This is a genomic window from uncultured Microbulbifer sp. (assembly GCF_947504145.1).
Lineage (GTDB): Bacteria > Pseudomonadota > Gammaproteobacteria > Pseudomonadales > Cellvibrionaceae > Microbulbifer.
This window is the reverse complement of record NZ_CANNGQ010000003.1, coordinates 301,411-319,822: the sequence shown is the minus strand read 5'-3', so window position 1 is coordinate 319,822 and position 18,412 is coordinate 301,411. Positions and strand designations below refer to the sequence as shown.

The 18,412-nt window shown below is 58.3% G+C and carries 12 protein-coding genes; 2 read left to right on the top strand and 10 right to left on the bottom strand.

Features of this window, described 5'->3' with window-relative positions; translation table 11 throughout:
- The 10 genes from glp to Q1A74_RS11970 form a co-directional block, all read right to left on the bottom strand.
- On the bottom strand, positions 1-1,254 hold the full coding sequence (gene glp / locus Q1A74_RS12015; protein ID WP_299596135.1) for a gephyrin-like molybdotransferase Glp: 1,254 nt from the start codon (positions 1,252-1,254) through the stop codon (positions 1-3).
- A gap of 276 nt (positions 1,255-1,530) precedes the next feature.
- Positions 1,531-4,248 carry a nitrate reductase gene (locus Q1A74_RS12010; RefSeq protein ID WP_299596133.1) on the bottom strand — a complete coding sequence of 906 codons (2,718 nt, stop codon included), beginning with the start codon at positions 4,246-4,248 and terminating at the stop codon, positions 1,531-1,533.
- Between the two features lie 34 nt (positions 4,249-4,282).
- Positions 4,283-4,639: a nitrite reductase small subunit NirD gene (gene nirD / locus Q1A74_RS12005; protein WP_299596131.1), complete on the bottom strand. Its 357-nt coding sequence runs from the start codon at positions 4,637-4,639 to the stop codon at positions 4,283-4,285.
- 210 nt (positions 4,640-4,849) lie between these two features.
- Positions 4,850-7,378, bottom strand: coding sequence for a nitrite reductase large subunit NirB (gene nirB, locus Q1A74_RS12000; RefSeq protein WP_299596129.1), 2,529 nt, complete (start codon positions 7,376-7,378; stop codon positions 4,850-4,852).
- A 330-nt stretch (positions 7,379-7,708) separates the two neighbouring features.
- Positions 7,709-9,457 (bottom strand): bifunctional protein-serine/threonine kinase/phosphatase, encoded by a 1,749-nt coding sequence (locus Q1A74_RS11995; RefSeq protein WP_299596126.1) that lies wholly within the window; start codon positions 9,455-9,457, stop codon positions 7,709-7,711.
- Between the two features lie 179 nt (positions 9,458-9,636).
- Entirely contained in the window at positions 9,637-11,103 is a 1,467-nt protein-coding gene (locus tag Q1A74_RS11990; RefSeq protein ID WP_299596124.1) for a NarK family nitrate/nitrite MFS transporter, read from the bottom strand.
- 61 nt (positions 11,104-11,164) lie between these two features.
- Positions 11,165-12,643 (bottom strand): NarK family nitrate/nitrite MFS transporter, encoded by a 1,479-nt coding sequence (locus Q1A74_RS11985; protein WP_299596122.1) that lies wholly within the window; start codon positions 12,641-12,643, stop codon positions 11,165-11,167.
- A gap of 447 nt (positions 12,644-13,090) precedes the next feature.
- Positions 13,091-14,182: a CmpA/NrtA family ABC transporter substrate-binding protein gene (locus Q1A74_RS11980; protein WP_299596120.1), complete on the bottom strand. Its 1,092-nt coding sequence runs from the start codon at positions 14,180-14,182 to the stop codon at positions 13,091-13,093.
- Positions 14,183-14,247: 65 nt separating this feature from the next.
- Positions 14,248-14,835: an ANTAR domain-containing response regulator gene (locus Q1A74_RS11975; protein WP_299596118.1), complete on the bottom strand. Its 588-nt coding sequence runs from the start codon at positions 14,833-14,835 to the stop codon at positions 14,248-14,250.
- A gap of 5 nt (positions 14,836-14,840) precedes the next feature.
- Positions 14,841-16,073, bottom strand: coding sequence for an alginate export family protein (locus Q1A74_RS11970; RefSeq protein WP_299596116.1), 1,233 nt, complete (start codon positions 16,071-16,073; stop codon positions 14,841-14,843).
- A 335-nt stretch (positions 16,074-16,408) separates the two neighbouring features.
- On the opposite strand from Q1A74_RS11970, the gene Q1A74_RS11965 reads away from it, so the two are divergent.
- Together Q1A74_RS11965 and modA are read left to right on the top strand one after the other, a co-directional pair.
- Positions 16,409-17,032, top strand: coding sequence for a molybdenum cofactor guanylyltransferase (locus Q1A74_RS11965; protein WP_299596114.1), 624 nt, complete (start codon positions 16,409-16,411; stop codon positions 17,030-17,032).
- 160 nt (positions 17,033-17,192) lie between these two features.
- Complete coding sequence (gene modA, locus Q1A74_RS11960; protein WP_299596112.1) at positions 17,193-18,011, top strand: molybdate ABC transporter substrate-binding protein; 819 nt, start codon at positions 17,193-17,195, stop codon at positions 18,009-18,011.
- The last annotated feature ends 401 nt before the right edge of the window (positions 18,012-18,412 follow it).

The following is an 18,412-nucleotide window of genomic DNA, read 5'->3' as shown; positions in this document are numbered from 1 at the left end:
TTATTTCAGGGGTGCGGTAAAGGGTTCTATGGTCACCCAGTCTCCGGTCTCGCAGTCGCCACCTTGCCGGGGCAGTACGACAAAACAATTGGCAGCGCTAAAGCCAGACAGTATGTGGCTGCCCTGGATACCGCTTGTTTCCACTACCTGGATTCCGTCGTCGTCGCGGTAGGTGAAGCCGCGCTGAAAATCCGTACGCCCGGGTTTTTTGCGGATATCGTTTAACAGACGCGCGCGTGTTTGCAGTGGAGGTTGTCGTTGTTTGTCGGCGGTACCGCGGAGCTTTTCCAATGCGGGCATTACCAGTTGATACAGGGTGACGATGGCGGATACCGGGTTGCCGGGGAGGCCGAAGAACAGGGTTTCGCCATCGGTTCTGGGCAGGCGGCCGAAGGCGAAAGGTTTGCCGGGTTTGATGGCGAGTTTCCAGAAACCGATTTCACCGAGCTCCTGCAAAACAGTTTTGGTGAAATCGGCTTCGCCAACGGAGACGCCGCCACTGGTAATGACAAAGTCTGCACTGTCGCGTGCTCGGGTAAATGCCTCGCGGATTTTCTCCGGCTGATCCGGCCAGCAGCCGAGATCCAGGATATCCACATCCAGTTGTTCAAGTGCTGCTTGCAGGGCAATGCGATTGCTATCGTAAATATCCCCGTCGCCCAGTTCGGATGCGGGTGTACCGATGGGCTTCAGCTCATCGCCAATAGAGAGCAGGGCGGCCTTGAGTTTGCGCAGCACAGTGACTTCGGCTACACCGGCGCTGGCGAGCAATGCGATGTGGGGAACTTTGATTTTTGAGCCCACGGGCACCAGGCTTTGGCCTGTATGCACATCTTCACCGCGACGGCGAATATTCTCGCGGGGTCTGGCCGGACGGCTCATGGTGATCTGGTCGCCTTCTAGCGTACAGTTTTCCTGCATCTGCACCCGGTCGGCTCCGGTCGGTACAGCGGCACCGGTGGTGATGCGCGTTGCCTGGCCCGGCGTCAGGGTGCCATGGAAGGGATGGCCGGCAAGACTTTTGCCAATAATGGTGTAGTGATCGTGTTCGCCACAGAGGGCATAGCCGTCCATGGCGGAGTTGTCACAGGGCGGCAGGTCGAGTGCGGCCAGCACCGGCTCGGCCAGAATGCGGCCACAGGCCTGACTCAATGGAACGGTTTCGGTCCCGGTTACCGGCTGGATACTGTCGATTAGCATCTGTTTGGCGGCCTCTACGGAACGCAGGCCATTTTCTGCACAGGCGTCAGTCATCTCTCATGCCTTTATCTTTCGTCTGTTTGATCGGGAAGATAGCTGGGTGAGGCACTGTTTGCCAAGTATTGATACTGCACAAGCTATCGGGAAAAGTTCGGGAGAAGGGGGTACCCGGTAGCGTCACCGCCACAGTGTTGGAGCGGAGCTGGATGGCACTTACACGGGTGGTAGGGTGGCGGCAAAGCACCGGGTATGGGTTTTCGAAAACCCATCCCTGGCACTTTGCCTTCGCATGGAGGATTGTGTCTGTCGTTTAGGCGCGAGGTATCGCTGTTATCCGACTGCCACTGCGAGATTCGTATTCAATAGCGCAGAGATTTCCGGCTTGCAGGAACCGCAATTGGTACCACACCCCAGCAACTCGCCCAGTTCGTCCACACTCGTTGCACCATCGGCAATGGCTGTTTCGATTTCTTTGCGCGAAACCTGCAGGCAGGTACAGACCATCTGGGCGCCGGCGGGGACGTTCTGTAGCAACTGGGCCGGCATTTCTGGCAGAGGCTTGTTGAGAGTGTCTTCCAGGGTTTTACGGTCCGGCAGGGTCTGCCAGTCTGCGGTGGTGAACACCAGCAGCTCCATTTGATTGCCATGCAGCAGCCAGCGCTCTCCATTGGGCAATTGCAGGCGCTGGCGGTGGAGTCGTTTGCTGTGCAGGGAAAACAGGCTTTCGGCCATGGCCTGCCAGTCCGGCTGCTTTTTCAGCGCCAGTTCAAAACGGTAGCCACCTTCCACCGGTACCCGGTACCAGTGCAGGATGGTCTCGAATAAAGACTTGTCGCCAGCTTGCAGGCGGCTGTGCAGCTCCTCCGCGGTCTGGGTGCGCAGCAGGAGGCAGGCGTAGCTGTGGGCACTCAGGGGCTCTATGTTGACCGCGACCTGTTTCAGCTCCGGCTGACCGGAGAAGGGATCGGTGAACGGAATAGCCAGGGCGCTCACGGTGGCGTTGTGGGCGAGGCTGTCGCTCCAGTGAATCGGGGCAAACAGCTGGCCGGGTTTCTGGCTGGCGGTGATGCGGGCGCGGCCGAAAAACTGGCCTTTTTCACTTTCTACGCGCACCAGTTGCGCATCTTCAATGCCAAACTTCTGCGCTTCCTGCGGATGTACATGCAGCTCCGGCGCTTCACTGTGATCCAGCAGTTTGCGCGCACGCCCGGTGCGGGTCATGGTGTGCCACTGGTCGCGCAGACGCCCGCTATTCAATACCAGCGGATATTCGGCACGGGTTTCCTGTTTCGGACATTGAGGGTCAACAGCGATAAAACGCGCCCGGCTGTTGGGGGTGTAGAAATCCCCGTCGCCGAACAGGCGAGCTTTGCCGCTTGGGTTTTCTGCATTGACCGGCCACTGTACCGGGGTGAAAAAATCGTATTCCTGATCGCTGATATTCGCCAGGGCGGAAATATCGAAAGCGCGGCGGGCCTGCTCGCGGTTGTTCTCAAACCCGGACAGAGCCGCGTGTTCGCGGAAAATATCCGCCGGCCCCTGAAAATCAAACGCCTCTTCAAAACCGAGGCGTTTGGCCACGTCGCAGATGATTTCCCAGTCGTGACGGGCCTCCCCCGGTTTCGGCAGGAAACTTTTCTGACGGGAAATCCGGCGCTCGGAATTGGTGACGGTACCGGTCTTTTCTGCCCAGGTTGTAGCCGGCAGCAACAGGTCAGCGGTGCGCGCGGTATCGGTATCGCCCACGCAGTCAGACACAATTACAGTCGGGCAGTTTTTCAGCGCCGCGGCTACCCGGCGCGCGTCCGGCATACTCACGGCCGGATTGGTCGCCATGATCCATACCGCCTTGATCTGGCCGCTCTCCACCGCGTTGAACAGATCCACCGCCTTGAGGCCAGGGCCCTGTGCCATGTTTGTGGCATTCCAGAAGCGGCCCACACGGTCGATGTTTTCTTCGGTGAAATCCATATGCGCGGCGAGCATATTTGCCAGGCCGCCCACCTCGCGCCCGCCCATGGCATTGGGTTGGCCGGTGATGGAAAAGGGGCCGCAGCCGGGCTTGCCGATGCGGCCAGTGGCCAGATGGCAATTGATAATGGAATTGTTTTTGTCGGTACCGGTGCTGGACTGGTTGACGCCCTGGGAATAAAAACTGATGGTTTTTTCGGTGGTGCGGAACAGCTCGTAGAAGGCGAGCAGTTGCTCCAGTTCGACACTGCAGTATTCCGCCACCTTCTCCGGCGTCCACTCCGCCGCTGCGTCGAGCGCGTCGGTGAAATGTTCCGTATGGTTGTGGATAAATACCTGGTCCAGCGCACCGGATTCGCTGTCCCCATATCCGGACAGATAGCGCAGCAGGCCGTTGAACAGCGCCGCGTCACTGCCCGGCGTAATTGCCAGGTGCATATCCGCCATTTCACTGGTGGCACTGCCGCGGGGGTCCACCACCACCAGCTTGGCGTTCGCTGCCTGCATACGCTGGAACAGGATCGGGTGCGTCCAGGCGGCGTTGGAGCCGATCAGTACTACCAGCTCCGCCTCGTCCAGGTCCTCGTAATTACACGGCACCGCATCCGCGCCCAGCGCGCGTTTGTAAGCGGCGACCGCAGAGGACATACACAGGCGGGAATTGGTATCTACGTTGGCGGTGCCGATAAAACCCTTCATCAGCTTGTTGGCCACGTAATAGTCTTCTGTGAGCAACTGCCCGGAAAGATAAAACGCCACCGAATCCGGCCCGTGTTCCTCGATCGTCTCGCGAAACTTCGACGCCGCATAATCCAGCGCCGTGTCCCAATCGCAATCTTCACCGTGCAAGCGCGGCTTTAACAGACGCCCGTGATTCCCCAGGGTATCCGCCAGAGAGGAGCCTTTTACACACAGCTTTCCCTTGTTAGCCGGATGCTGCTCGTCCCCGGTAATGCGAATCACCGACTCGCCGCCACCCGGCTGCAACTCCTGAGTAGCCGCCACTCCACAGCCCACACCGCAGTACGGGCAGGTGGTGCAGGACTTACGCGCCGAGAACAGTTCTGTTAAAGCCATCTTTCACTGCTTACTTTTGTATTTATTATCGCGCTTACTGATCGATTTTGATCAGCACATCATCGCCTTCAAAAGCGATCGGGAAGGAATCCAGTTTGATATCTTCCTCCTCCAGGCACTGACCGTCGTTCAGACGGTAGTGCTGCTTGTACAGCGGAGAGGCTACCGTCAATTCTCCGTCAATCTCCGCCACAAGGCCGCGGCCGATTACACCGGCGTTGGCAATAGGGTCCCAGTTATCGATGGCGTAAAGCTGGGGTTCCTGGTCGGGTAAAAAAAACAGGGCAACCTGACGATCGCCCACAAGAGCACACACTCCGGAATTGGCTACAAGATCTGATCGCTTGCAGACTTGCAGCCACTCGGTGCGGGTTATGGCAACTTCGCTCATTTTGGTTCTCCACAAATGGTGGTGGTGAAAATCAATAATTCTTTAACGGCAATCTACGCACAGAGGGTAGATGCGAAGGTGGAGTGCCGGGTGGGAGGTTTCAGGAGCGTCGCAAACAGGATGTTTGCGCCGCAGCGCCCAGGGATGGGTCTACAGCGGTCCTGAAACCTCCCGCCCGGTGCTCCACCGCCACCGGGCTTACCTAAATAATTAAGCCGGCTCGGCAATCTTTACGATTTCTTCTTCAGTGGCCGGGCGGCGCTGCTGGCGCTCTTCCACGAAAACGATTTTCTCGTCTTTCTCGTCGGTATTCACAAACTGGCGGAAGCGCTTCAGCATCTCCGGGTCGTTGATCGCGGTTTTCCACTCACACTGGTAAGTGCCAACCACATTGCCCATCTGGCGCTCCAGCTCTTCACCGATGCCCAGCTTGTCCTCGATCACCACCTCGCGCAGGTAGTCCAGACCACCTTCCAGGTTTTCCAGCCACACAGAAGTCCGCTGCAGCTTGTCCGCCGTGCGCACGTAGAACATCAATACCCGGTCGATATATTTGATCAGGGTTACATCGTCCAGATCCGTCGCAAACAGATCCGCATGGCGCGGGCGCATACCGCCGTTACCGCACACATACAGGTTCCAGCCGTTTTCGGTAGCAATCACCCCGATGTCTTTGCTCTGTGCTTCCGCACACTCGCGGGTACAACCGGAAACCGCCATCTTGATCTTGTGCGGTGAGCGCAGGCCCTTGTAGCGGTTCTCAACGGTGAGCGCCATGCCCACACTGTCCTGTACCCCGAAGCGGCACCAGGTGCTGCCCACGCAGGACTTCACGGTCCGCAGCGATTTACCGTAAGCGTGCCCAGTCTCGAAGCCCGCATCGGTCAGCTCGCGCCAGATTTCCGGTAGCTCTTCCAGGCGTGCACCGAACAGGTCGATACGCTGGCCGCCGGTAATCTTGGTGTAGAGATCGTATTTCTTTGCCACTTCACCGAGAACAATCAGCTTTTCTGGGGTGATCTCACCGCCGGCAATGCGTGGAACTACGGAATAAGTACCGTTTTTCTGCATGTTTGCCATAAAGGTATCGTTGGTGTCCTGCAGGCCGACGTGCGGCTTTTCCAGGATGTGGTCGTTCCAGAGGGAGGCGAAAATGGAGGCAGCGGTGGGTTTACAGATTTCACAACCCTTGCCGGAGCCGTGCTTGTGCAGCAACTCATCGAAGGTTTTGATCTCTTCCACCTGCACCATGTGGAAAATTTCCTGGCGGGTGTAAGGGAAGTGCGGGCAGAGGTCATTGTTGACTTCGACACCCAGCGCAGCCAGCTCGGTATCCACCACATTTTTCAGCAGCGCCGCACAGCCGCCACAACCAGTGGCCGCCTTGGTGCAATCTTTTACTTCGCCTACCGAGCAGCAACCGCCCTGAACCGCGCCGACGATATCGCCCTTACTCACATTGTGACAGGAACAGATGGTGGCGGTATCCGGCAGTGCATCGGCACCCAGGGTTGGGGCCGCGCCATCCAGTGCAGGCAGGATCAGTTGCTCCGGGTGTTCCGGCAGATCCATATCGTTCAGGTGGTATTGCAGCAGGGTGTCGTAGTCAGCGGCGTCGCCTACCAGTACCGCACCGCGTAGTTTCTTGCCTTCGCTGTCGGTAATCATGCGCTTGTAGACGCCGGTCTGCTCGTCCACAAAGGTAATTGCTGCGGAGCCTTCCGCGCGGCCGTGGGCGTCGCCGATGGAACCAACGTCCACACCCAGCAGCTTCAGCTTGGTGCTCATGTCCGCGCCGTTAAACTCGGCCGCTTCGCCACACAGCAGAGAAACAGCGGTGCGCGCCATGGTGTAGCCCGGGGCGACCAGACCGTAGATGAAGTTGTTGAACAAGGCACATTCGCCGATGGCAAAAATGTTTTTGTCGGAGGTGCGGCACTGGTTGTCAATGACGATACCGCCGCGCTGGCCCAGTTCGATGCCAGCAGATTTTGCCAGGCTATCTTCCGGGCGGATGCCAGCGGAGAAGACGATCAGATCCGTATCCAGGGATTTGTCGCCTTTGAAGTTCATGCGCAGGCGACCGCCATCCACTTCTTCGATGAGTTCGGTGGCGGTGCTGGTGTGAACGGTCACACCCAACTCTTCAATTTTATCCCGCAGCAGTTTGGAGCCGCCTTCGTCCAGCTGTACGGACATCAGGCCGGGAGCGAATTCCACCACATGGGCTTCCAGGCCCAGTTGCTTGAGTGCATTGGCTGCTTCCAGGCCCAGCAGGCCACCACCGACAACGACACCCACCTTGCCTTGTTTGGCGGCGGCCTGGATCTTGTCCAGGTCTTCCAGGGTGCGGTAGACGAAGCATTTCTCGTGCTCGTGGCCGGGGATCGGCGGTACGAACGGGTAGGAACCGGTGGCCAATATCAGGTGATCGTAGGCTTCGGATGCGCCACTGGCGGAGGTGACGACTTTGTTGTCACGGTCAATGTTTACCGCGGCGTCGTTCAGGCGCAGGTCGTAGCCCCACTCGCGGTACTGCTCCACCTTGCCCATGGCCAGGTCGTCCGCGGTGCGGCCGCCGAAGTATTCGGAAAGGTGTACCCGGTCGTAAGCGGGGCGGGGTTCGGCACAGAACACCAGTACGTCGAACAGTTCCCGCTCGGGGCGGTTTGCCAGTTGTTCCAGGAAGTGGTGACCCACCATGCCGTTGCCGATGACGACGATTTTTTGCTTAACCATAATCTCTGCCGTTTGAACCTGATCAGTGCGACAGAAGAAAAGCGTTGGGGGGCCTGGGTAGCTTGCGGCTGCACGGGCGTCCCCTCTTCTGTCGAAGAGTGTCAGGCGCCGTTGCCTTGCTGAAAAAATTTGGATTGTGACTAATGGTATTCAATCTCTGTGCCAACTCTTGAGAGCGGCGTGAGACGGGGGAGACCACAGAGTTTGTGCGGTTTATTGGCGATTCCGATTGCTCGAGTGCGACAATCTGGTGCGCCACGGCATTGATTGCCCCATGGCAGGGCTTGGGTGAAGGGGCAGGCAAAGCGTACTTTGCCTGCAGGGTGCCGGTTACAGGAAATACAGCAGATGCGAAAGAATCGCCAGCGCCGCCACCACTTGCCAAAACAACAGCGGGTTGCGCTCCATCAGCGGCGGTTTTTCGCGGTTGATGAACTTCTTGTTTGGCGTATTCAGATCGTGCACAAACTCCGATAGTGCCGGATAGCGGTTTCTCGGGTCCGGCGCACAGGCGCGGCGCAGGGCGCCGTCGATCCACTCCGGCAGATCTTCCCGACGCTGGCTCGCGCCGAGGTAGCGCATATTGGCATAGCTTTTCAGGTGGTAGTGGCTGCTGCCGAACCGCTCTTTATACGGGTAGTGCCCGGTGAGCATCTCGTAGGCGATGACCCCAAGGGAGAAAATATCCGAGCGGTGGCTCGCCGCATCCCCCATAAAATACTCCGGCGCGCAGTAGTTCTTGCTCCCCGGCGGTGCACTGTCCTGATACCGCAGCAGTTCCTGTAAACCCGCCGCATTGGCTCCGCCCAGGTCGATCAGCTTCAAGCGGCCGCTGGAATCCACCATGATGTTTTCCGGCTTCAGATCCCCGTGCACAATCTCCAACCGCTGCAGGCGCCGCAGCGCACTGACCAGCTGCTGCACCAGGTTGCGCACCTGATCCAGAGGCGGCTCCGGGTTTAGCTGCATCCACTGCCGCAGATTCTGCCCGTCCACATACTCCATGACATGGTAGAGAAACTTGCGCGCTTTTCGGGGAGGGAAAATCTTGACGATCGCTGGATGCTCCAGCCGGCGGCCAGTCCACTCCTCCGCGATAAACTGCTCGATATACGCCGGATCATCCGTGAAATTTTCCGACGGCGCCTTCAGCGCCCGCAGCTCGTCGCTCTCCAGATCCCGCACCAGATACAGATAGCTTCGGCTGCTCGCATGCAACTCCTGCAACACCTCGTACCCGTCGATCTTATTCCCGGGTTGCAGGGGTGGCGGGAAGGGCAGGTCGCCCGTCGCCAACATCAGGTCATCGGCTTCCAGTGCCTCCAGTACATTCACACGGCACAGCGCCAGGCTCAGATTGTCTGTGCTGCCATTATCCAGCGCTGCCGCAATCAGCGCTTCCGCTGCATCCACCCCTTGCGCGTTGAGTATCTCGGTGAACTGCGCTGCGGGCAGAAAATCGTGAATCCCGTCTGTCGTCACACAGAACAGGTCTCCGGATTCCAGCGGCTCCTGTCGGTAATCCACCTCGATGTGCGCATCCATCCCCAGCGCCCGGCTCAAAAACGTCCGCCCCGGCCCCAGCGAGCGACTGTGATCCCGCGTCAGACACTCCAGCTTGCCCGCCCGCAGGCGATATATCCGCGAATCCCCGATATGAATCAGATGCGCCGTCGCACCTTTCAAAACCACCGCAGAAAACGTCGTCAACCAACCGCGCTGCACCTCATCTGCACCACCACTCTGCCGGTACAGCCAGCCATTCAACGCGTGCAACACCCGCGCCGCCGCCTGCTTCACCGACCAGGTATCCGGCGTACTGTAATAGTCGGAAATAAACCCACTGATCGCCGCTCGCGCCGCCGCGCCCCCGGCCTCCGCACTACCCACACCATCCGCAATCGCCGCCATCGAACCGCGATAACGCCGCTCATTGCCGGTGGCCCGGTAGATCGCAACAGCATCGTCGTTATAGGCGCGCTGGCCGCACTCAGTAGCGGTGGCGAACTCCAGATTCTCGGTGTTGGAAGCCCGTTGATTGGGATCGGACACGGTGGTGGTTTCGCAAGTGGTGTTCAAATTGGTGCCGGTAATAGTAAGTGATTTGGGGCGAAGCACTGCACCGATAAAGGGTTCTGAGACCTTCAAAAACAGGATGTTTTTGCAGAGCCCCCAGGGATGGGTTCACGGCGTGTCTCGGAACCCTTTATCGGTGCAGTGCGCCCGGGAACCCGCTATCGGCTGCCCGGGAATTTAAATTAAGCGACGTCGATCAGGGAAACACTACCATCCGGCATGACTTCCGCCATCTGGCCTTGCGGCTCTTCCAGGAACAGTAGCGTAACAAACCCAAGTACCGCCGTACCGGCAATTACCAGGAAGAAGGTCTCGTAAGAAACCATACTTAGCACCGTCAGGTAAAACACCGCGCCCACATTTCCGTAAGCACCGGTCATCCCCGCAATTTGCCCCGTCAGGCGACGCTTGATCAACGGTACCACCGCAAACACCGCACCCTCACCGGATTGGACAAAGAAAGAACACGCCATCGCCGCAGCCACCGCGAGATACAGCGGCCACTCCGAATCAATCATACTCATCGTCAGATAGCCCACCGCCAGACCCGCGGTCAGAATCAGCAGCGTACTCTTGCGCCCGAATCGATCACTGATCAGACCACCCGCCGGGCGGGACATCAGATTCATAAACGCATACGCCGAAGCCAGCAGACCCGCCTTCACCGGATCCAGCGTAAACGTCTCTGAGAAAAACAGCGGCAACATCGAAATTACCGCCAGTTCAGAACCAAAGGTAGCGAAGTACAGAATATTCAGCACCGCGACCTGCTTGAACCGGTAGCGATGCATTGGCTCCGGCAGCTTCACAAAGATCTCTTTGTTGATGTCGTAACACTTCTTCGCGTCAAACACATAGAGCGCCACCAGTGACACATAAATGGCGATCGCCACTGGCATCGCCAGCATACCCACACCACTCGGAGACAGTTTCCAGGTCAGCAGCGCCAGTGCCGCATACATGGGCACCTTCATGATCAGCAGCAGTACAAAGTCCGCAGGGCTGGATACCTCCATGCCGCCAATTTTTTTCGGCTTGAAGTAAGTACCACCTTTCGGTGTGTCGGTCACCGACTTGAAGTAAATCACACTGTAAACCAGTGCAAGTACACCGGTAATCCCGATCGCATAACGCCAGCCGTCCTCGCCACCGAACAGCAGCGCGATGGTAGGAAGCGTCATGGCGCCGGCGGCGGAACCAAAATTGCCCCAGCCACCGTAAATGCCTTCCGCGGTGCCCAGCTGCTTGGCCGGGAACCACTCGGACACCATGCGAATACCGACCACAAAGCCCGCACCGATAAAACCGAGCAGGAAACGGCCGATGGCCGCCGCGGTAAAGCTGTCTGCCAGTGCGAAAATAAAACAGGGAATACTGCCTACTGCCAGCAGCAGCGAATAGGTCAGACGTGGGCCGTATTTATCGGTCAGCATACCGATGATTACCCGCGCCGGAATGGTCAGCGCCACGTTCAGAATCAGTAGCGTCTTCACCTGTTCCGAAGTGAGCGACAGACTGTCCGCAATCGCCATCAACAGCGGAGCGTGATTGAACCAGGCAAAGAAAGTGATAAAGAAGGCGATCCAGGTCAGGTGCAGCACCCGGATCTTTCCCTTGAAGGAAAACAGATTTAAAGAATCACTGGACATGGTCTTATCCCGTTAGTTATGAATCTCTTCTCTGTCGCTTGGTGTGGATCTGGCCTGTTTATCAGGCTACATCAATCAGGGAGACACTGCCGTCTGGCATTACCTCTACCATATGGCCTTCCGGCTCTTCCATCAGCAACAGAACAATAAAACTGAACACCGCGGTGCCGGCGATCACCAGGAAAAACGTCTGGTAATCCACCATTGTTAGCACCGTCAGAAAAAATACCGCGCCCACATTGCCGTAGGCGCCGGTCATACCCGCGATCTGGCCGGTCAGGCGGCGCTTGATCAGCGGCACTACCGCAAACACCGCGCCGGCACCGGCCTGTACGAAGAAAGAGCACACCATGGCCGCGCCCACGGCCAGGTACAGTGGCCAGGTGGCATTGATCTGGCTCATCAGCAGGTAACCGCAGGCCAGCCCCGCTACCAGAATCATCAACACCGGTTTGCGGCCGTACTTATCGCTCAGCAGACCACCGGTGGGGCGGGAAACCAGGTTCATAAAGGAATAGGCCGAGGCCACCAGGCCCGCCTTCACCGGGTCGAGGGTGAAGGTCTCAAAAAAGAACAGCGGTAGCATGGAGATCACTGCCAGCTCGGAACCGAAAGTGGCGAAATACAGCAGGTTCAGGATCGCCACCTGTTTGAATTTGTACCGGTGGATCGATGCCGGGGGATTGGTTAAGACTTCACGGTTGATACTCAGAGTCTTCTTCAGTTCCAGCAAGTACAGGCTCGCGAGTGCGGCATAAATCGCCCAGGTCCAGAACTGGTTGAGCAGCCCCACTTCCGCCGGTGACAGCTTCCAGGTCAGCAGCGCCAAGGCGCCGTACATGGGTAGCTTCATAAACAGCAGCAGGAAAAAGTCGCCGCGGCTGGTGATTTCCATCGCGCCGATTTTCTTCGGTTTGAAATAGGTCGCACCCTTTGGGGTGTCGGTCACGCTGTTGTAATAGATCACGCTGTACAGCAGGGCGATAACACCGGTGAGACCGATGGCATAGCGCCAGCCGTCTTCTCCGCCAAACACCAGTGCGAGGGAGGGCAGCAGAATCGCGCCGGCGGCGGAGCCAAAATTGCCCCAGCCGCCGTAAACACCTTCCGCAGTACCCAGGTGGCGGGCGGGGAACCATTCAGAGACCATGCGGATGCCGATCACAAAGCCCGCGCCGATAAAGCCCATAAAGAAGCGCGCGATGGCAGCCTGCACAAAGCTGTCAGCGAGTGCGAACACGAAGCAGGGAATACTGCCGACCGCCAGCAATACCGAGAACGTCAGGCGCGGGCCATATTTATCCGTAAGCATGCCGATGATCATGCGTGCGGGAATGGTCAGCGCCACATTGAGAATCAGCAGGGTTTTTACCTGATCCGGTGTCAGCGCCAAGCTGCTGGCAATCGCCATCAACAGTGGTGCGTGGCTGAACCAGGCAAAGAAGCACAGGAAAAAAGCCAGCCAGGTCATGTGCAGGATTTTTACATTGCCACTGAAAGAAAACAGGTTCAGGGATTCGGATTGACTGCTTTGAGACATTGCTTTGTTTAACTCTCTCATCGGACGCCTGCCCGCCGGGCATAAAAAAAGCCCACGGGCACAGGCGGTCTGTACCGGTGGACTTCGATGTCCTGTCGTTCGCTATGGTGTGGCCGAGTGCTGTTGTTTGTGGTGGGGCTCTCTGGTGCGTCTGCGACTGCTCGCAGCGTCTGGCCCGTTGGCACTTCGGCGATGAGCGCTGAATGCCCGACGGGCGGAAACAGCATCTGCTCACTAAAGGTTATTCAATTTCTGTGCCATATCCGGGCACGGAGGAAAATTTGGTGCGTCACGCGGGTTGCCGTTGGGGCATCGAGGGGGAATTGGGCGAATGACGGGATTTGCAGCCGCCATTGCGCCCTGTTTTGGGGTGTTTTATGCACCAGAGTGAAAATGATGCACTGCTGTCGCGCGGTGCCCGAAACTACGGGCCCGGACGGAATGGGGTCAGGCGCTCAGGGTCTGCTGCAAATTTCTGTGCCGGAGAAAGTCCAGCGTCTGCTGATACAGGTCGGCATTAAAGACTTCCGCGGCGGCGCAATCCGTTGGTGCGATTTCGTTGCACAGGGCCAGTAGTTCGCGGGCTTTCTTTTCCGTGGGGCGGCCGTGTTCCGACTGCGGATGGGCAAACAGATGCCAGCCGGGGTTCTTCACTGGTGGTTGTCCGGTGGTGGCGAAGAGCTCGTCGTCGAGGGACGCGGCGATGGTGGCTTCCGGCAGATCGAGATACTCCGGGCGCGCCAGAATGGCAATGGCATCCCGGCGCTGGCTGCGGTCGCTGAGCCAGCCGCAGGCGTCCAGCAGAGCGGCGCGCAGGGCCAGGTGGGTCGCCGGGTTGGCCTGGTGCCAGCTGCGGGTGACTGCCAGTACTTTTTCCGGCATCGCCGGCATCAGTGCATTGCTGGGGGTGGCGATCACGCCGATCCCTTCCTGCACCGCGAGTGTGTTCCAGGGTTCGCCCACACAGTAACCGTCGATATCGCCGCGGCGCAGATGGTCCACCATCTGTTCCGGCGGGAGCACCACAAGGCGCACATCGGTGTCCGGGTTGATGCCGGCGCTGGTGAGCCAGTGGCGCAGCTGCAGTGTGTGGCTGGCGAAGGGGTACACACTGGCAAATGTCAGTGGTGCTTCGCCTTCGGCGCGGGATTGAAGATGAGACTTGAGCGCCGCGCCGATATCGGGTGTCTGGCTCCCGTCGCTGGCATCTGTAATCTCCAGGGAATCATAGAGCGTGCGCGACAGGGTAATCGCGTTGCCGTTGCAGCTGAGGATCAGCCCGCTGAGCAGCGGCTCTTCGCAGTGGGGCAGTGTCTGGTTCAGGGTCAGCGGCATGGGCGCAAGTATTGCGGCGGCATCGGCGGCACCGCCGATCAGTTTGTCGCGCAGGGTGGCCCAGGAAGTTTCCCGCTGCAGGTCCACCTTCAGTCCATAGCGCTCGAAGTACCCCAGCTCGTGGGCCACGATTAGTGGTGCGCTGTCGGTCAGGCGCAGGTAGAGGAGTTTCAGATTGGGCTTTTCTGCTTGCAGGCTGCTCACGGTAATACTCTCGAATTCATTGATTTATTGGTCTGCGCACGTCTTTCTATCCGGCCGGGGTGCAATTACACCGCCGATTGCAAATGGGTAACGATCTGCTCGGCCACGTTGCGCATTGTGGAGTTGCTGTTCATCGCCAGAGTGCGCAGCGTCTGGTGGGCAGCCTGCTCGCTGATATTTTTGCGTGCCATCAGCAGGCCTTTGGCCCGCTCGATTACCTTGCGCTCGTCCAGCTGTTGCTGGGTGCGCTCCAGGGACTGGCGCAGTTGCTGATAGCTCCGGAATTGGGCCATGGCGATTTCGATGGCCGGCGCCACGCGGTCTGCCGACAGGCCCTCCGCCATATAGGCACTCACGCCGGCCTCCACTGCGCTGGTAATAAACTCGGCGCCGCCGCGGGCGGAAAACATCGCTACCGGGGTAGGTTTGTGCTGGTTGATGACCGAAAGACTTTCGAGGATGTCGCGGTCGGGGGATTCGATATCGATCAACACGATATCCGGCCGGTGCTTTTCCACCTGGAAAAGCAGTCCTTCGGCACTGGAGAGTTGCGCCAGCAGGTTGTAGCCGGCAGCGGTCAACTGCCCGGCCACCATAGCGGCGCGTTCTGGCTGGTCGTCGACCAGCAGGATACTTATGGGTTTCGTCGTCATCGCTCTCAGAACTTCAATTCGAACTGCAACCAGAACTTGTCCGTATCGCTGCTGAATTGGTCAGCATCGTAGGTCGCGTACTTGGCAAGCAGGCCGATGTTTTTTGTTATGGCATAGGTCGCGACGAGGTCCAGTTCGTTGCCGTAATCCAGGCTGTCGCGATCGCTATAGAATTTATGGAGGGTAGCTGCAAACTTGATGCCAGAAACAACGACAGAGCCGCCAGCATAGTAGTCGCGAACGCCGTCCACGGGTGTGGTCAGAAACTTGTCGGCGAAGCCCTGGAATTTGTGCAGAGTAGCCAGTGGAGTCTGGAAGGCCCACTCTCCATCGCCCGTCAGCCATTCTGTGCCCACAAAGCCTGCGAATTTGTATTTCTGTACTGGCTTGGTCCAGAACTCCGCGTTGTAGTACTCCGCCTGATAGTCGTAGGGATTGCCGCCGATATCGCTCTGGGTGGCGGCGCGCAGGTGCCAGCGGTAGCTGGCGCAATCCGCGGCCCACTCGAAGCCGACGGTGGCACTGGCCAACTGCTCCTGGTCGTGAAAATCCAGGCTGTAGATAAAGCCTTTCAGGGTGTGATTGGGGCGGACTTTGTAATCCACCTCCAGCGCGTTCACGGGCCCGCTGATGTCGGCATCGTCGCCGTCCGGGCCAAAAATACGGTTGACGTTCCACATGTAGGTGTAATCGAGGGACACCTTGTCGTTGAAGTCCCATTCGGCGCGAAAGGCGTCGTAGGTCTGTTCGTTCTGGCGCCAGGCCACACCGCCGATAAAACGCTGGTCGTCATAGTTGATGCGCTGACGGCCTACGGTAAACAGCCCTTGATCCAGTGCGTAACTGATTTGGGCGCGGTTCATCTCGCTGTAATCGGGGTCGGCGACTACCGGGAATTGGGTGTAGCCATTTTCGGTATTGTTGAACTTCTCACTGCTGATATAGGTGACGTTGTCGCCTTCCAGCAGAAATTCCCAGCCGTCCCAGCGGGCACTGGTCCAGGTAGCGCGGCTGCGCAGGGTGCCGGCGGTGGCATGGTGGGGGAAGGCCACGTCGCGCACATGCTCGTAGCGGGGCCGGAAATTCAGGTCAAACGTGCTGTTACGGATCATATCCCCGGGCATCTGAGCGATATTCTCATCGGCCAGCACCGTACCGGGTGCGATCAGCACAGCGACCGCCGTGACGGCCAGCGTCAGCGGGGTAAGGATGTGGGCGCGTAGGGCGCTTGAAGACATGAGAGGCTCCCGGATACTTTCGACAGGCATAAAAAAAGCCCGGCCGCACAGATTGTGCCGCCGGGCTTCGTTGCCAGTGGCATTTGTACTATCAAAACTCGTACCAATTATTTCCAATCTAGTAGAACCTGTGAAAAGAGCGGCCATATTGCCCCGTGATGGTCAATTACTGGCGGGCGCCTGCACACTGCGGGTGCAGCGCGCTCCCTTCGGTGCGCCTATGTGGTGCGGTCTGGCCGAACACTACCACTTGGTTGTGGAGTTTTGACTGTGGGCGCTGGGAATAGGTGTAGGATTCAGGTTCTGGTGTTTATAAATAGGAATGATGTGAACCAATGACGGCAAATTCCGATTTTTCCAGTGCGCAGGAGCACCGCGGACCGGGCCTCAGGCGCGTTTGTCCGGTGGTATTGGCGGGTGGTCAGTCCAGCCGCATGGGGAAAGACAAGGCACTGCTAAAATTATCCAATGGGCGCACGCTCCTGGAGCAGGCCAAAAGCGTATTTGATGCGATGCGCCCGCCCGAAGGCGTTGAATTGCTGCCGACACTGGTGAGCGGTGCCCGGCCTGGTGGTATACCAGATCGGGTGCCGAGTGCCGGTCCCCTGGGGGGATTGCAGGCCGTCGCCCGGCACCTGGATCAGTGGGAGCTGGGTTGCGATGCGCTGCTGGTGGTACCGGTGGATATGCCGCTGCTGAGCCCGGTGCTGCTCCAGCAACTCTGTGCTGCGGGGCAGACGGTGGAGCAGGCGGTATGCATCGGGGATTTTTACCTGCCCTGCTGGCTGCCTATCAACGCGCGCAGCGGGAAGTATCTGGACGCCGCGGCAACCGGCAATGCGATTGCCTCGATGCGGGCGCTGTTTGGTTACCTGGGCTGTATGCAGCTGCCCGTCCCGGATGGGGACTGGCACCTGAATGTAAACCGGCCGGAGGACTTTCGGCGCCTGGCGCCCTAGATGTTGCACGTATTGCTGGTATTGCCCGGGACATGCTGATTGGGCGGTGAAAAAGCGGTGAATGGAAGTTTCCGGGACAGGGAGGTAGGTGCCCATGGCAGTGCGGCTACGAATTCGGGTTTTCGCAGGTCTGTTCGCACGGTTCCTCTCATATGCTTGCGTGTGCGCTGTACTACTGGCTCTCGGCAGTTGTGGCCTGCGCCAGCCTCCTGAGCTGAGGCTCGCGGTCGATGCTGGTTTCCAGCCGGCGCTAGAGGCGCTGCGGGAGAACTTCGAGGCGCAGTGTCGCTGCCGCCTCAAAATCACCGCTGGCGCCAGCGGCCTGTTGTACAGCCAGATTCGCGCCGGTGAACCCTTCGATCTCTTTCTCTCCGCCGACAGCGCGCGCCCTGTGCTGCTGGAAAAGGCTGGCTTCACCGTGCCCGCCAGCCGCCAGACCTACGCCCGCGGCCAACTTGCCCTCTGGGTCAGCCGGCAGATCTCCACAGACAAATCCTCCGGGTTCTCCACCCTCTCGGCAAAACTCGCAAGCACCGACACCGCTCTCACACCGCGCCAGCTGATCCTGCTGCTGGGGCGGGGTAAGCACAAGGTGGTGGTGGCAGACCCGCAACTGGCGCCAGATGGAGACGCGGCGGTGCGTATGCTGAAGAAGCTGCGCCTGTGGCCACGCCTGCGTGGGCGGGTGGTTTATGCGGGCCACGCGGGCCATGCCCAGATTCTTCTGCACCAGGGGCAGGGGGATATGGGGCTGATTCCCTTTGGGCAGGCCCTCGCTGCCGGCAGTCACGGACAGTTCATGCGCATTCCCGCCCACTTTCACCCGCCGATTCATCAGCAGGTGGTGATCTTGCGTAACACCCGCGAGCGAGATCTGGCCATTCGTCTGCTGCAATACCTGCAGTCGGAGGGGGTGCAAGAGAAACTGCAGGGGCTGGGGTTCCTGCAGGTAAAATCACTCTCCCGAAGCGGTTCCTGAATGCGGCTGAAAAGTGGCCCGTGAAAAGGCGGGGGATTTAACCCGCGGCTCGCATTTTTTGTAATCCGTTGCATGAGAAATAGTTTCAGGTAAATCGATAATTATTTAACGCCATTAATGGTTTTAATTGTTACCTATTCCAATGCTGAATTATTTCCATATCAAAGCGTTATGTTATTTGGGTGTTAAAAGAAACCTATTGGAATAGTTAACCAAATATTCCCTTATATGAATTAAATAACCTCGCGGGGAATACTTTTACGCCAAATTTCCAAGGCAACGTTTAAGTCACTTAAAATCACTTAAATACACAATAGTCAGTCGCTGGCGCCAGTTTTTGGTTTCTTTTGTAACGTAATCTACTGTTTTTTGATCGTTTTTCCGCATTTTTAATAGAATTC

Excerpts from the sequence above, each read along its gene's own strand:
- glp (WP_299596135.1), bottom strand. The coding sequence starts at position 1,254 with ATGACTGACGCCTGTGCAGAAAATGGCCTGCGTTCCGTAGAGGCCGCC.
- Q1A74_RS12010 (WP_299596133.1), bottom strand. The coding sequence starts at position 4,248 with ATGGCTTTAACAGAACTGTTCTCGGCGCGTAAGTCCTGCACCACCTGC.
- nirD (WP_299596131.1), bottom strand. The coding sequence starts at position 4,639 with ATGAGCGAAGTTGCCATAACCCGCACCGAGTGGCTGCAAGTCTGCAAG.
- nirB (WP_299596129.1), bottom strand. The coding sequence starts at position 7,378 with ATGGTTAAGCAAAAAATCGTCGTCATCGGCAACGGCATGGTGGGTCAC.
- Q1A74_RS11990 (WP_299596124.1), bottom strand. The coding sequence starts at position 11,103 with ATGTCCAGTGATTCTTTAAATCTGTTTTCCTTCAAGGGAAAGATCCGG.
- Q1A74_RS11985 (WP_299596122.1), bottom strand. The coding sequence starts at position 12,643 with ATGTCTCAAAGCAGTCAATCCGAATCCCTGAACCTGTTTTCTTTCAGT.
- Q1A74_RS11975 (WP_299596118.1), bottom strand. The coding sequence starts at position 14,835 with ATGACGACGAAACCCATAAGTATCCTGCTGGTCGACGACCAGCCAGAA.
- Q1A74_RS11970 (WP_299596116.1), bottom strand. The coding sequence starts at position 16,073 with ATGTCTTCAAGCGCCCTACGCGCCCACATCCTTACCCCGCTGACGCTG.
- Q1A74_RS11965 (WP_299596114.1), top strand. The coding sequence starts at position 16,409 with ATGACGGCAAATTCCGATTTTTCCAGTGCGCAGGAGCACCGCGGACCG.